At 38.7% G+C, this 13,865-nt stretch carries 15 protein-coding genes; 6 read left to right on the forward strand and 9 right to left on the reverse strand.

Annotated elements, in window-relative coordinates; translation table 11 throughout:
• Nucleotides 1-867, forward strand: an 867-nt coding sequence (locus ACEW8O_RS24535) for a TIGR01777 family oxidoreductase (RefSeq protein ID WP_373497268.1), incomplete at its 5' end; no start/stop codon positions are given.
• Here the strand turns inward: ACEW8O_RS24535 and ACEW8O_RS24540 are convergent.
• The 6 genes from ACEW8O_RS24540 to ACEW8O_RS24565 all read right to left on the reverse strand — a co-directional run bounded on the left by ACEW8O_RS24540 (nt 862) and on the right by ACEW8O_RS24565 (nt 6,391).
• Nucleotides 862-1,035 (reverse strand): PLDc N-terminal domain-containing protein, encoded by a 174-nt coding sequence (locus tag ACEW8O_RS24540; protein ID WP_373497269.1) that lies wholly within the window; start codon nt 1,033-1,035, stop codon nt 862-864. The two genes, ACEW8O_RS24535 and ACEW8O_RS24540, sit on opposite strands and share 6 nt — an antisense overlap.
• Before the next feature lie 35 nt (nt 1,036-1,070).
• Nucleotides 1,071-2,534, reverse strand: a complete 1,464-nt coding sequence (gene crtD, locus ACEW8O_RS24545) for a 1-hydroxycarotenoid 3,4-desaturase CrtD (RefSeq protein ID WP_373497270.1) — start codon at nt 2,532-2,534, stop codon at nt 1,071-1,073.
• A 796-nt stretch (nt 2,535-3,330) separates the two neighbouring features.
• A complete protein-coding gene (locus ACEW8O_RS24550) occupies nt 3,331-3,471 on the reverse strand; it encodes a hypothetical protein (protein ID WP_373497271.1) in 141 nt (46 codons plus the stop codon).
• Nucleotides 3,472-3,502: 31 nt separating this feature from the next.
• Nucleotides 3,503-4,834 carry an aspartate kinase gene (locus tag ACEW8O_RS24555; RefSeq protein WP_373497272.1) on the reverse strand — a complete coding sequence of 444 codons (1,332 nt, stop codon included), beginning with the start codon at nt 4,832-4,834 and terminating at the stop codon, nt 3,503-3,505.
• Between the two features lie 283 nt (nt 4,835-5,117).
• Nucleotides 5,118-5,594 (reverse strand): 6,7-dimethyl-8-ribityllumazine synthase, encoded by a 477-nt coding sequence (gene ribH, locus ACEW8O_RS24560; RefSeq protein WP_373497273.1) that lies wholly within the window; start codon nt 5,592-5,594, stop codon nt 5,118-5,120.
• Nucleotides 5,595-5,680: 86 nt separating this feature from the next.
• Complete coding sequence (locus tag ACEW8O_RS24565; protein WP_373497274.1) at nt 5,681-6,391, reverse strand: tol-pal system YbgF family protein; 711 nt, start codon at nt 6,389-6,391, stop codon at nt 5,681-5,683.
• Nucleotides 6,392-6,775: 384 nt separating this feature from the next.
• Between ACEW8O_RS24565 and ACEW8O_RS24570 the strand changes: the two genes are divergently transcribed.
• Genes ACEW8O_RS24570 through ACEW8O_RS24585 form a run of 4 tightly spaced genes read left to right on the forward strand, consistent with a single transcriptional unit; the run spans nt 6,776 to nt 10,034 of the window.
• Nucleotides 6,776-6,907 carry a hypothetical protein gene (locus ACEW8O_RS24570; RefSeq protein ID WP_373497275.1) on the forward strand — a complete coding sequence of 44 codons (132 nt, stop codon included), beginning with the start codon at nt 6,776-6,778 and terminating at the stop codon, nt 6,905-6,907.
• Between the two features lie 28 nt (nt 6,908-6,935).
• The gene (locus ACEW8O_RS24575; RefSeq protein ID WP_373497276.1) at nt 6,936-7,109 is read left to right on the forward strand and encodes a hypothetical protein; all 174 of its coding nucleotides are present in this window, start codon (nt 6,936-6,938) and stop codon (nt 7,107-7,109) included.
• 43 nt (nt 7,110-7,152) lie between these two features.
• Nucleotides 7,153-8,274, forward strand: coding sequence for a helix-turn-helix domain-containing protein (locus ACEW8O_RS24580; protein ID WP_373497277.1), 1,122 nt, complete (start codon nt 7,153-7,155; stop codon nt 8,272-8,274).
• Nucleotides 8,271-10,034, forward strand: a complete 1,764-nt coding sequence (locus tag ACEW8O_RS24585; protein ID WP_373497278.1) for a hypothetical protein — start codon at nt 8,271-8,273, stop codon at nt 10,032-10,034. Before ACEW8O_RS24580 ends, ACEW8O_RS24585 begins: the two co-directional genes overlap by 4 nt.
• A 31-nt stretch (nt 10,035-10,065) precedes the next feature.
• On the opposite strand, the gene ACEW8O_RS24590 is transcribed toward ACEW8O_RS24585, so the two are convergent.
• On the reverse strand, nt 10,066-10,743 hold the full coding sequence (locus ACEW8O_RS24590; protein ID WP_373497279.1) for an RloB family protein: 678 nt from the start codon (nt 10,741-10,743) through the stop codon (nt 10,066-10,068).
• Nucleotides 10,715-12,112, reverse strand: a complete 1,398-nt coding sequence (locus ACEW8O_RS24595) for an ATP/GTP-binding protein (protein WP_373497280.1) — start codon at nt 12,110-12,112, stop codon at nt 10,715-10,717. The genes ACEW8O_RS24590 and ACEW8O_RS24595 overlap by 29 nt, the downstream gene beginning before the upstream one ends.
• A gap of 227 nt (nt 12,113-12,339) precedes the next feature.
• Here ACEW8O_RS24595 and ACEW8O_RS24600 point away from each other — a divergent pair, with 227 nt between their 5' ends.
• The gene (locus ACEW8O_RS24600; RefSeq protein ID WP_373497281.1) at nt 12,340-12,645 is read left to right on the forward strand and encodes a hypothetical protein; all 306 of its coding nucleotides are present in this window, start codon (nt 12,340-12,342) and stop codon (nt 12,643-12,645) included.
• 116 nt (nt 12,646-12,761) lie between these two features.
• On the opposite strand, the gene pdhA is transcribed toward ACEW8O_RS24600, so the two are convergent.
• Complete coding sequence (pdhA, locus tag ACEW8O_RS24605; protein WP_373497282.1) at nt 12,762-13,781, reverse strand: pyruvate dehydrogenase (acetyl-transferring) E1 component subunit alpha; 1,020 nt, start codon at nt 13,779-13,781, stop codon at nt 12,762-12,764.
• Nucleotides 13,782-13,865 lie beyond the last annotated feature (84 nt).

Here is a 13,865-nt window from a genome sequence, read left to right on the forward strand (position 1 = left end):
GGGTTGATCGGAAAGAAAATCACCGGATTATTGGAAAGAAAAGGATATGAAGTAGCATGGCTTAGCCGGAGTCCTGAAAAGTACAAGCAAAAGTCTTTTGCCTGGGATGTGGACAAGCAGACAATTGATGCTGAGGCTTTACAATGGGCAGAGGGAATCATCCACCTTGCAGGAGAGGGCATAGCCGATAAAAGATGGACTGCTGAAAGGAAAAAAGTCATTCTACAAAGCAGGACCCAATCCACTTTACTACTCAAAGGTGCCATTGAAAAATCGGATAAAAAACCGGGAGTCTTTATCTCTGTTTCGGCAGTTGGATACTATGGATTCAATACCGGAGATAATTTAATGGACGAAAATGGAAATCCCGGCAGTGATTTTTTGGCCCAGGTGGTAGGGGCTTGGGAAAGTGAAGTGGAGAAAATAGCAGAATTAGGAATCAGGACTGTCATGCTCCGAACGGGTATTGTATTGGACAATAAAGGCGGTGCTTTGGTTGAAATACTCAAGCCTCCGGTGACAGCACCGCTGGGCAATGGACAACAGTGGATGAGTTGGATTGCTATTGATGATTTGGCAAGGATGTTTCTTTTTGCAATTGAAAATAAAGAAATGATCGGGGTCTATAATGCCGTAGGGCCCAATCCCAAAACCAATGCTGAACTCACAAAAGCTGCTGCCAAGAAAGCCGGTAAAATGTATGTTAATATTGGTGTGCCCGGATTTGCTTTGAAAATATTTTTGGGCGAAATGGCACAAATGGTTTTGGGCGGTAATAAGGTTTCTTCCAAAAAAATCCGGAATGCCGGTTTTGAATTCAGATATCCTGGTTTGAATGAAGCATTGGAAAAAATCTACAATTCATAAAGTAGCCTTTCTGCCTATCAAAAACCAAAGAATGGTCCCCAAAAACGGCAAAAAAATCACAATCAAAACCCATACTATTTTATCATTTTGACCTCCAAAATTACTGGAGACAACATCGTAGATGGTATATGCATATATGGCAAGGCCAATGATTCCGAGTCCGAACATTGTTATTAAGGATTAAAGTATTTGCGGGAATTTGTTTATTCAATCATATCAGTCATAATCTTGGCAGAAAGAAGGCACAAAGGAATTCCTCCTCCAGGATGCACACTCCCCCCGCAAAAGTAAAGATTTTTTATATAAGATGAGTAATTGGCATGCCTTAAAAATGCTGCATATCTATTGTTGGAACTGTTTCCGTATAATGCCCCTTGGGAACTGGATGTTTTGCTTTCGATGGTTCTGGGTTCCAGGATTTCTTCCACCTCGATCAGAGATTCGATATCAGTATTGAGAATCCTGTTAACTTTTTGAATGATATGTTTTCTTGCCCCGGAGATCAGTTTGTCCCAATCCTGACCTTGATTGTTTGGGACATTGATCATGGTAAACCAGTTCATGCTGTTTTCCGGAGCATCGTCAGGTTTGTAGACTGAAGTGATATTGATGTAAACAGTTGGGTCGCGGTAAATATCCTTTTGGTGGAAAATATGATCAAATTCCTCTTTATAGTTATCGGAAAAAAGGATGTTGTGAAGACCCAACTCAGGGAAAACCTTTTTGATCCCCCAATAAAAAATCAGGGCAGAGCTTGATTTTGGCTGATCAAGAAGTTTGGTCGGTTGTTTTTGTTTTTTTAAAATGGTCTTGTAGGCATTAACCATGTCCATGTTATTGACAATTAAGTCAGCTTTAAATTCTTCTCCTTTTACAGATACCCCAACTGCCCTATCCTCTTCCACCAATATTTCATCGACTTTGGAATTGAATGTAAACTCCACGCCGATTTCTTTGGCCAATTGGTACAGGCTTATGGTGATATCGTGCATGCCTTTTTTCGGGAAAAAGGCTCCAATGTTAAATTCAAGGTGGGGGATAATATTTAAGGTAGCAGGTGTTTCATAGGGATTCGATCCATTGTAAGTGGCATACCTATTAAAAAGCTGCACCAATTTTGGATGGTCAAAATTTTTGGAATTGGCAGTATGCATAGTACTGAAAATCCCAAGTTTTCCCATCTTCAGATAGGATTTTAAGGCATCCTTGTTTGTCCAGGTTCCAAACTTGTGCAGGGACCTGTGCATAAATAATGGTGCCAGATGATCATATATATAAGATGATTTTTTTAAAGCCTTTCTGATATGATCTGCCGGTTCACCCAATTTGGTTTCAACTTCTTCTGCAAACCTGTTGATATCTGCCCACGCTTTTATCTGTTTTCCATCTTCCCAAAAGTAGTGACAGGTCACAGGAAGTTTGATATAATCAAAATGCTTTTTTGGGTCTTTCCCTGAAAATAAGAACAATTCTTCCATTTGTTCAGGAAGCGTAAACAAAGACGGCCCCGCATCAAACCGATAACCTTTCGAGATTATTTCTGAAATTTTGCCCCCTGGGTAAGGATTGGCTTCATGTACCGATACCTTAAACCCTTTATTGATCAGCCTGATTGAAGCTGCAAGTCCTGCTATTCCTGACCCAATGATGATGGCTTTTTTTGACATAGTTTAATAACTGATGATCGGTACGGTTGTTGGAAACAGTCTTCTTGAAGATTTTTTTTCAAGGATATCATTAATCATTGGGAATGTAAAAACTTACGGGGGTAATTTTTCATTTTTCAAGAAAATGTTAATGCAAACTTTATATTTCATTTTTCATAATTTGAAAAAATCAGTCAATAGGGCTGTTTTTTTTTATTTTTTATGCTACTAGAAATCCCATTAAATCCAAAAAAACACGTGATAAACATATTAAAATGAATTTCATAAATAAAAAAATGGATTTCATTTGTTTTTTAGGTTTTTAGACTATACTTTTACAAAAAACATTTTAACGTATATGAAAAATAAATCACCCTTCACACTAGCCTTAGGGATTTGGCTATTCGCAATTATAATCTTGGTCCTTTCCTGAGTTCCTGAAATATGGGATTTTGTACCGGAGGATATCAGCTTTCGGAAAAAGTAAATTTGGTTTTATTGACCTTTGATCTTGATAGGTTGGAATTCAGTACTCCTGAAGATATATGTAACCGACTTGGAGATCATTTGAGCCAATCGGAGATGATGTTAAAATCAACATTAATCTATTTGAAAATGGAGAAATGCAGGACGTAAACGATCCTGTCAAAATCTATGGACATTATCCAAAGCAAGCGGAAATTTTGCACCGGTTCAATATTTGTCTCTGAGCCGTAGTTCATCATTCGGTGTTCGATACACAACAGAGGACAGTAATTCGATATTGAACCTCTTGTTCCCCAACTAGTTCAGACATGTTACTTTGTACTCAACTCACTCATTCCTTCATCCTTCCTCCTTCATCTAAAGAGATTGCCACGTCGCACGAAGGACTGTTCAAAATATCAAAGTATCCCAAGTGCTCCTCCTGCCAAAGGCAGGCAGGCGCAATGACGCACCACCTTCCCTCATCCTTCATCCTTCATCCCTCATCCCTCATCCTTTTCCCTTCATACTTCATCCTTCCACTCAAACAAACCCTCATTTAAGCTTGTCAAGGCATCATTTTTATACTGTGCCTCTACCAGGATGGAAACATTGTGCCGGCTGCCTCCATAGGAAACCATACGCAGAGGATATTCCCTTAAACAATCCATGATATTGGCAACGGTTCCTTTGGACTCTGCAATCATATTGCCGACAATGGATACAATCGCCTGGTTATTGTCCACTTCCACAGTACCGTATACTTCCAGTTCCAGTACAATCTCCTTGAGATGGGTAAGGTCATCGATGGTGACAGATACAGCCACTTCAGAAGTGGTGATCATGTCGATGGCGGTTTTGTATTTTTCAAAAACCTCAAAGACTTTTCTAAGAAAACCATAAGCCAACAGCATCCTGCTGGATTTGATCTTTATCGCAGTGATACCATCCTTGGCAGCCAAAGCTTTGACTCCCGAACCTATTTCCTTTGCCGTAATGGTAGTACCTTTGGCATCAGGCTCCATGGTGTTCAGCAATTTGACCGCAATGTTATATTGCTGCGCCGGCCAGATAGAAGCCGGGTGCAGGATTTTGGCACCAAAATAAGCCAACTCTGCTGCTTCATCGAAAGACAATTGGGCAATGGGACGGGTTTTGTCCACAATCCTAGGATCATTATTATGCATGCCGTCGATGTCTGTCCAGATTTCAACCACCTCTGCATTGATGGCCGCACCGATAAGGGAAGCGGAATAATCGGAACCGCCTCTCTTGAGGTTATCGACTTCATTTCTGTGGTTTTTACAGATATAGCCTTGGGTCACAAAAATGTTTTCTTCGGGATAATTAGCCAGAATCACTTTTAATTTTTCGGAAATTTTATGGAGTTCAGGTTCCTGATTTTCATCAATACTCATAAAATCCAAAGCAGGTAGGAATACCGCATTGATTTCCAATTCCTGCAGGAGGGTATAGAACAGTTTTGTGGAAAGCAATTCTCCCTGTGCGAGGATATCCCTATTGATTGCCTCGTTGAAAGATATTTTGAGAATGATATTTAGAAACTCAAAGTGTTCCTTGATGACCTTTTCTGCCTTTGACCTGGCAGCTTCTTCTTTCAACAGTTCCTTGTAAAAAGTCAAATAATGCTTGTGCAGGGTATCAATCCGCTCTTTGGCAAGGTCTTTATTGGCTTCTGCCAAAGCTTCACCGATACCTACAAGGGCATTGGTCGTACCGGAAAGTGCGGAAAGCACTACGATTTTCCTTTCGTTGTCCCTAGTGATCAAATCTTTGACCTGATGCATTCTTTCGGGCCTTCCCACCGAAGTACCCCCGAATTTCATAATTTTCATGGTATGTGTGTTTTTTTTTAGATGCGAGAGTTTAGATGCGAGAAGCGAGATGTGAGATGTGAGACGATTTTAGAAGCAAGAGCCAAGAACCAAGAACCAAGAGGGCTTTCTCAAAATTTGGGATTTGTGTCTTTTGGGATGGGAATTTAGGTTTAAGGAGATGTTTACCCTTAACTTTTAATCACTAACCATAATCCAAGAAGAACCTCCTAATCTTACGTCTTAAGTCTTGCGTCTTGTGTCTCAAGTTTCAAATCTTAAATCTTAAATCTAAATTCTAAAATCAAAATCCAAGCATCTTAATCGCCGTAATGGCTGCTTCATCTCCTTTATTTCCGTGTTTGCCTCCGGCTCGGTCCAATGCCTGCTGTAAGGTATCGGGAGTGAGCACACCGAAAATGACCGGTTTGTTGAATTTCAATCCCACATTGGTAATCCCGTGGGCGACTGCATCACAGATAAAGTCGAAGTGTCTTGTCTCTCCCTGAATCACGCAGCCCAAACAGATTACGGCATCGATTTCCTTTATTTCAGCCAACCACTGTGCGCCAAGTGTCAGTTCGAATGATCCGGGGACATTTTTACGATAAATATTTTCCTTTTTGACGCCATGTTTGAGCAGGGTTTCCACCGCACCGGTAAACAAAGATTCGGTCACCTGATCGTTCCATTCCGAAACGACAATGCCAAATTTCTTCTTGGACATATCCAGTAAGTTTTTATCAGAATACTGGCTTAAGCTTTTCAATGAGGTTGCCATAATTTAGGGTGTTGGATGGGGTATAAAATGAAAAAGGAGCAAGACCTTAGCCTTACTCCTTTTGAATGCCTGTATAGATCAAAGCATTACTTAGAGGCAAGGCCTTCCAAGCGCGCTTTATGCTTTCGTGCGTTTGTAAACTCAAAAGACTCGAAATACTTGTCTTCTATAGTACTGTAAGTTTTGATGGCATTGTCAAAGTCACCTGCTTCCTCGTATGCAATGGCCAACTTGTTCAGATATCTTGGTGTAAAGAATTTGTTTTCTTTGTGGTCAATGGCTTTTTTGTATTGAGAGATCGCATCCTTTGTATTTCCCAACTCCATATAAGCATCACCTAACAGTGAATAAGCCCTTGCCTGAACAAAGTAATCACTGGAAGAGAATTTTTTCAGGTGATCAACTGCTTTTTGAAACTCTCCATTGGACATATATATGGATCCGATATAGAAATGGGACAGGTTGGCTGCATCTGTGCCACCATACTGATCAACTATTCTCAGTAAACCGACATTTGAACCATCTCCATTAAGGGCCAGTTCTGTGCTGTCCTGCTCAAAGTAATACACTGCCTGAAACATTTCAGCCTGTGCTTTTTCGTTTTTATTTTGTTTGTCGATCTGGAAATATAAAATTCCTGCAATCAACAAAATTCCGACAATAAGGATACCGCCGAATACTCTCGAATTCTTTTTGATAAAAAGCTCCCCTCTTTCCAGTCTGCCAGCAATCTCTTCAGGTTTTTCCAAAAGCTCATACTCTACTTCAGAAGCCTTTTTTGTTTTTTTCTTAGCCATTCTTTAAAATTTTCCGCCCGCAAAGTTAATTTTCTTTTATTGAAATCCAAATTGGGATGGGATAGATAAGGTAGGAGGGGGAGGGAATGGTAGAGGAAAGTTGGATGGGTAGATTTTCGGAAAGGGGAATGACTTGGTGGAGAAATGAACCATTGAAGAGGATGGAAAGAAGGAAAGGTTGAGGTTTTTTATTTTTAGCTGAAATGTTAAGGGTAAGAGACTTAATTCATTTTTGGTTTTCAACTGAAAAATTATTTAATTGAATATCAATTTATTACACCTAATCTTAGGTTTTGTATTGCTTATAAAGGCTGTTTTTAATATATGTTTTGTAAATTTATTTTAACCTTTAGGGTTAAAGAAAAATAAACAATTATCTTTGCGATGAAGATTAACTACCAACCTAAAAAACTCCAGAAAACCACTGCCGACTATAGATCCATTTCCAAGCATTATGGTAGGATGTCACAAAAGGTAATTCAAAGACTGAAAGAGATGGAGCATCCCCTACTTTAGAAGTTTTAAGAAAGATTCCTGCTGCTAGATGTCACGAACTAAAAGGGAATCTATCGGGATGTTTGCTGTGGATATTTCCGGAAACCACCGCATTATTTTCAAACCTGACCACAACCCTCCCCCTGAAAAAGAAGATGGAGGACTTGATTGGTCCCGAGTGACAGACATCACTATTATTGCAATTGGTGAGGATTACCATTAATACCTACCAGAAACAATAAACCCAAAGCAAAACAACAAACCCTATGAAAATTAAAACTCTAGATGATATTCAACTGGCCAAAGAATTGATTTCTCCGCCAGGAGATACGCTATTAGAAACAATCAATCTCAAAGGTATTTCTCAAACAGACCTTGCCAAAAGGATGGGAAGACCTCTCAAAACTATCAATGAAATCATACAAGGCAAGGCAGCCATAACACCTGAAACAGCAATTCAGTTAGAAAGGTCTTTGGATATTCCTGCAAGCTTTTGGCTGGAAAGGGAGAGAAATTACCGATTGGAATTTGCGGAAATCGAAGACGCTGAGCAGTTGATCCAGCAGAAAGATTGGCTTAATAACTTCCCCATCAAACAAATGATGACAATGGGATGGATTGCACCTAGGTCTAAGGACGTTGTAGATTTGATGGATGAATTACTTAAATTTTTTGGTATTGGTGGCAAAGATGCCTTTTATGAAGCTACTTGTTTTGCCTACATTGAAGGCTCTGCTTTCAGACTAACGAATCAGGACAAAAAAAATCCTTATGCCCTTGCTGCTTGGCTTAAACAGGGAGAAAAACAGGCTGAGCAAATGGTAGCAGGAAAATTTGAAAAGAACCTTTTCAAGGCCAATCTGGAAAAAATAAAAGATGTCATGGTTGCTCTTTCAGAAGATTTCTTTGCCCAATTGCAGGCGTTATGTGCCGAAGCAGGGGTTAAACTGGTAAACACTCCCAAACTTCCCAACAGCAAAGTACACGGTTCCACCCGATGGCTAAATGACACACCATTAATACAGCTTTCAAATCAATTTATGCGGAACGATATATTTTGGTTTACCTTCTTCCATGAAGCGGGGCATATTCTGAAGCATGGGAAAAAAGAGCTTTTTGTAGAAGGCCTATCTTATTCACAGGAGGGGGAGAAAAAAGAAGAGGAGGCTAACCAATTTGCGGTAGAGTCAATTTTCAGTGAAAAAGAAGAAAGGGAATTTATGGCTTTGGCCAAAGTAAAAGGCTTGACCATAGACTTGGTTTACTCCTATGCCAAAGAAATTCATACCCATCCTGCTATTATTGTTGGTAGATTGGAGCATGATGGACTATTAAGACATGGGCAGGGGATAAAACATGGGATAATTATAAAAATAGAGCTAGAATGAGTAGAACCATAACACCAATTCAGGTTAAGGAGTGGTATAGACCAGAAAATAAAAATGCTTTACCTCAAACTTCTGGTGGAGGTTATTCTTGCAATCAAAAAGTGGTTTTTGAAGAAGATGAGTTTGATAGTAATGTTAGCCAATTATTGGATTTTAATTTTCTAGATGGGCTCGAATTCATTGGATGCAAGTTTAATAGTGGTTTATTATTTAAAAAACTGAAGGTAAGAGGGGGGTTGAAATTCGATAATTGTAAAACTCCAATTTTAGTGCAAATTAGGCCAGGACTTCATTTTCAAGATTTTGATATTGATAGCCTTGAAATAGCTAATTGTATTATAAAGCATGGGGTATTTTTCGAAAAGCCTTCTTCATCACAAACTAAAAACATATTAAATACCCTTTCGGTGAAAAACGGATCTTTCTCTAATGGAGATTTAAAAATTGAAAGGACAGAAATAAAGTCTGGATTTCATTTTAAAGGTATTAAAAGCTGCCAAAATTTAATTATTAAAGATTGCCAAATTGGAAAAATCTCGGACATTGATAATTTCAAAACCAAACAATTAAATATCGGTGGCAAGGATCTTATTTTTAGAGACAACTTAAACATTTGGAGAGTTAAAGGTTTAGAAAAACTTTCAGTTACATCAGGAAAGTTTGAAGGTGATATCAAGATAGTCAAGCCAATAATTTCTAAAAAAATAGATTTTCAAAATTTGGAGATCGCAAAAAGCTTAATAATTGATTGCAAAGATGATCAGAGTGAAAATCTTCCTGATTATTCCTTTCCCGAAATATATTTGGATGGATGCATAGTAATTGAAGGGTTAACAATCAAAGGAGAAAACACTAATTGTGAAAAAATAACAATTCCATTCTCTCCTCAACTCAAAGGCAGATTAGCTTTTTATGGAACCAATTTTAAAGAATTATATTTTTCAGGTACCAATTCAGATAATAATATTTCTTTTAATAATTGTGGATTTGGAAAGGTTCATCTTAGTGATTTTGTGAATTTAAAAACATTATCAATCAATAGTTCAAACCCATATTTTCAAGTGAGTAATCATGCAGAAATACAAATTACTGTTTCAAATCTCGGAACATGGGTGCTTTCTAATTTTAACTTTAAATCATTCTCTAAAATTATTTGGAAAGACAGTTTGGTCTCCGATTTAAAAACCTCATCAGTCAAATGGTTTGAAGACAAAGCGCTCCAAATAGATGGTGAATCAGATCCAAATACCTGTCTAAGACGAATAGAACTTTATCGACAGTTGAAACTTGCTAGTGAAAAGGAAGGAGATAGGATTTCTGCTTTAGAATTTAAATCACGAGAATTGAAAGCCTACTTTAAAGGCCTGCAAGTACTTGGTAAAAAATGGTGGTCATTAGACAGAATTACACTATTTCTTGGATTGACCAATAATCACGGCCAAAATTGGATTAAACCATTAGGCCTTGTCCTATTATTTACTACACTACCTTTCTACCCATTAATATTTATGGCAGCTGATCAAGAAATATTTTTTTGGTGCCAGGATTGTGATTTCATCAGCCCAATGACGTTCGCCAAAAAATTCTGGCATTACGGATCCGTTTGGCCTAGTTTATTCAATCCTGCAAGACGGCTAAATGATTTGTTCCCAGGAGTTGATATTTCATTTGCTCTAGGCTTTTGGGATGGGCTGCAAAGAATAGTCCTCGCTTTCTTTATCTTCCAAATCATCTCTGCCTTTAGAAAGTTTGTCAAATAGATATAATCTTAAGTCGCTTTGATTGAAGGATTTACAAGCCAAGTCTAACTTGAACTTCCTTTATTTTTTTTAAAATCAAAGGCAAAAAACTTTTTGATAACCGAAATACTTCCGTTGACCCGACAGATAGTTTCCCAGATTCATTGGCCTTGAAATTGACCTCAGCATTTGTTGTAGCCCTTTCCACATAAAGGGGATGTTTTCTTGAATCGAATCCCCCTGAAATAGATTTATTTACCATAACCTTCCAAGTCTTGCAAATGTCTGAAGATCCAAAAGGCTCAACCTTTTCATGGAAATGATAATACAACCAAACTTCGAAGCATGGATTACTCTCCGTAACAAACCACGCATCCAGTTTGGAAATTTCTCTCCTGACAGTGTCGATTTGTTCTTTCCTTGATTCTTGTTGATCAGGGTCTGTGTCCAAAACAATCCAAACTTCATCATTTTCCTGAAAGGTATATGAAGGATTTGGGTTTACCTCAGATTCGATAATGCTCCTTTTAGCAATTTCAAGAAGGCCAAGAGGAGAATTATCTTCTTCCCCATTCAGTTCATATACTTCCACATTGATTCGGGAATCCATTTCCCTAAAATAGTCGAAGTAATTTTTTTCTCTTCTTTTGCCCTCACAGAAAATATAGATACTCCTTGCCTCCCTTGTTGCGGGCTTTCTCTCAAAGAGTCGGTTCCTGCTGAGTAACATATTCGTGCCAGTTTAAATCCTTGAAATTTCCCAAAAAAGGAATGGAACCGTAGCGGCCATTGAGATATCCCTTTCGGATATCAATGGTCTTATGCTCTTTGAAATCGCTCAATGAATACAAATCTGTTGCCCCATCCTGATTTTTCTCAGCAAACCAAATTTCATCCTGTCTGAAAAGTTCCTGATCCAATAAATTGGATTCATGGGTAGTAAAGATCAATTGTCCTTTGGTTTTGGGGTCATGGGAAAATTTCTTTACCAACTCTTTGATCAAAAGCGGATGGATACTTCTTTCGATTTCATCAATCATAAATACTTTAGGCTCCGAAATCACAGATTTGAAGGCCGGAACGAAATCCAATAACCTGATGGTACCATCAGACTCATCAATCAGGTCAAATTTTACTTCTACCCCATCTTTTCCTTTGTGGCCAACTTTTAGACTTTTGGCCCAGATTTCTCCGTTTTCTTTAACCAGATTGATTTCATCGCCTGTTCTAATTCTCACCCCGACCATTTTTTTAGGGGATTCTTCAACCCTTTTAATCAATTCATTCAATTCATTTTCATTGTCTTTACCAAAAAACTCTTCAATCGGCGATTTTTCAGTAGTTAAGGATGCTATACCAAGATTAAAAGAGCACATCATGTCCTCAGCATAATGCTTAAATTCACTATCCACATCAATTCTATGAGCTAGAGCCATGGGTCTGGAACTTGGGGTTATAATCTGCAAAGTCTCAGAAAACCAACGAAAAGCATTTTTTACATCTGCCAAAAATTTGTTGTCCCTATTAGCTAGCAATTTCAGTACAGGTTGCTTAGGTTCCACAAATTCCTCCAACAAGATACTGTTCAATAATCTGAACTTTTCGTCATTCTGGAACTCATCAGCATATTGAATGGTCGTATTTTCATTTTTATCAGTTTTACGGTCAAAAAGCAGTCTATCCTTTTGATAGCCTAATCCTGAAATATACAACTCTTCCGTTGCGACTCTTTCCCCGATCAGTTCGATTCCATAGTAAAATGGAGTACCTTCCTGAATAAACTCCACAGCAAGCAATTGGGGAATGTCTTTACCTTTATTAAATTTAAACTGGCTTTCCTTTAAAGGGAACGGGATTTTCTGGTCCAAAACCAATTTTTGTAACAAGAACATTGCTTTAAACAAATTGGATTTACCGGCACCATTGGCACCATATAGGGCTGACAACTTCAGCAAATGAAAATCCCCAACATCATATTTATGACTTTCCAGCGTTTTCAGACGGTTATTGGGAAGTGTATTGAACTCTTTCCTTTCACCAAAGGAAAATATATTCTCAAGGACAAAGCGAATGATCATGGCTTTACGTGATTTTTTCACTCAAATTTAAAATAAATTGATGTTTATAAAAATTACACACGTGATTTTTTAAATATTGGAGAATATTTCACGTGAAAAATTCTTTCTGAATAATAAGTGCTGAATATTCTTTCGAAAAATCATGACAATCAAAACAGCATCACTGATAGGGGTTGTATGAGAACCCCAAATTGACTTATTTTAGTTATCGGAATTTTTCCAACAATCCATTCAATGTTTTCATATTCATGAGTAAAAACATCTCCAATCCCCAAAAACTTGAACTGACCTGGATAGGCAAAGGAGAAGAACCCAAGCTGGAACCCCGTATCCTGATCGAAAATCCGGAATACAGCTACGGGGATCCCAACTATTTTGTTACAAATATGAATTGTATGGCATTGACTATTAAAAGCATCCCTGAATTAAAAGAAAAGGAAGCAGAAAAATTTGTTAAAATGGCAGAAAAATCCGTTTCAGAAAGCTCTACTGTAGATTTCAGTAAAGAGTTGGTGAAAGCTCATGCCATTCTTAAAAAAGCTAAAATGATGTAAGTATTAATGTTTTGTATTTCTCATCATTAGCCCAATAATCCTCCACACAACCCCACACAAAAAAAAACCACCGTCACTCCCGCAACGATGGTTTTCAATATTTGAAATAATAGGTTTTACTCCATTACAAAAGGATAATCTTCCTGCATATAGACATCCTTGAAGGCATCCTGCCCGTCGGGCCAAGGGGATTCTTCGGCGAATTTTACCGCATCATCTACTTGCTTCTTCACCTTTTTATCTATTGCTGATATTTCCTCCTCTGTCAGGATTTTGTTGTCCAGGATGGTTTTCTTGACCTGTTCGATTGGGTCACGTTGTTTATATTCTTCAACCTCCTCACGGGTCCTGTATTTCTGTGGATCTGACATGGAGTGACCTTTGTACCTGTATGTCCTGAATTCCAACAGAGTTGGGCCATCGCCTTTTCTCGCTCTTTCGGCAGCTTCTGCTACGGCTTCATGGATCGCTTCCACATTCATCCCATCTACTGGGAATGAAGGCATGTCATAAGCTTCACCAAGGGTGTAGAGTTCGGTAACATTGGACGTTCTCGCTGTGGACGTGCCCATTGCGTAGCCGTTGTTTTCGATCACAAAAATGACAGGGGTTTTATAAATCATTGCCAAGTTCATAGCTTCATGAAAAGCTCCCTGCCTGACAGCCCCATCTCCCATGTGGCAGATGCAGAGATTTTTTGTGCCCTTGTATTTTTCCGCAAAACCGATTCCGAGCCCCATGGGTATCTGTGCGCCAACGATGCCGTGGCCGCCCATAAATCCTCTTTCTTTGTCAAAAATGTGCATGGAACCACCTTTTCCTTTGGTAGTGCCTGTGGCTTTGCCAAAAAGTTCGGCCATCACTGCCCCTGGGTCGGTTCCCAGGCCAAGTGGGTGTGCATGGTCTCTGTAAGCGGTGATCCATTTATCGTCTTTTTCCAGGGCGGTGATTGCACCGGAAGCACAGGCTTCCTGTCCGATATATAAGTGGCAGAAACCCCTTATTTTTTGCTGTCCATATAGTTGACCTGCTTTTTCCTCAAACCGCCTCATCAACAGCATGCTTTCGTACCAATAAGTGTAAGTTTCTTTGGAATATTTTGCTTTTGCTTTGGTAGGAGTGCTCTTTTTTGCCATATCGATTTTAATAAAATATGCTAAATTAGGCCTCAAATATAATCAAAAGGGCTGAAATTTAAGGCCGATTGCGAAAATAGTCAA

This window comes from Aquiflexum sp., from assembly GCF_041749095.1.
Lineage (GTDB): Bacteria > Bacteroidota > Bacteroidia > Cytophagales > Cyclobacteriaceae > Aquiflexum.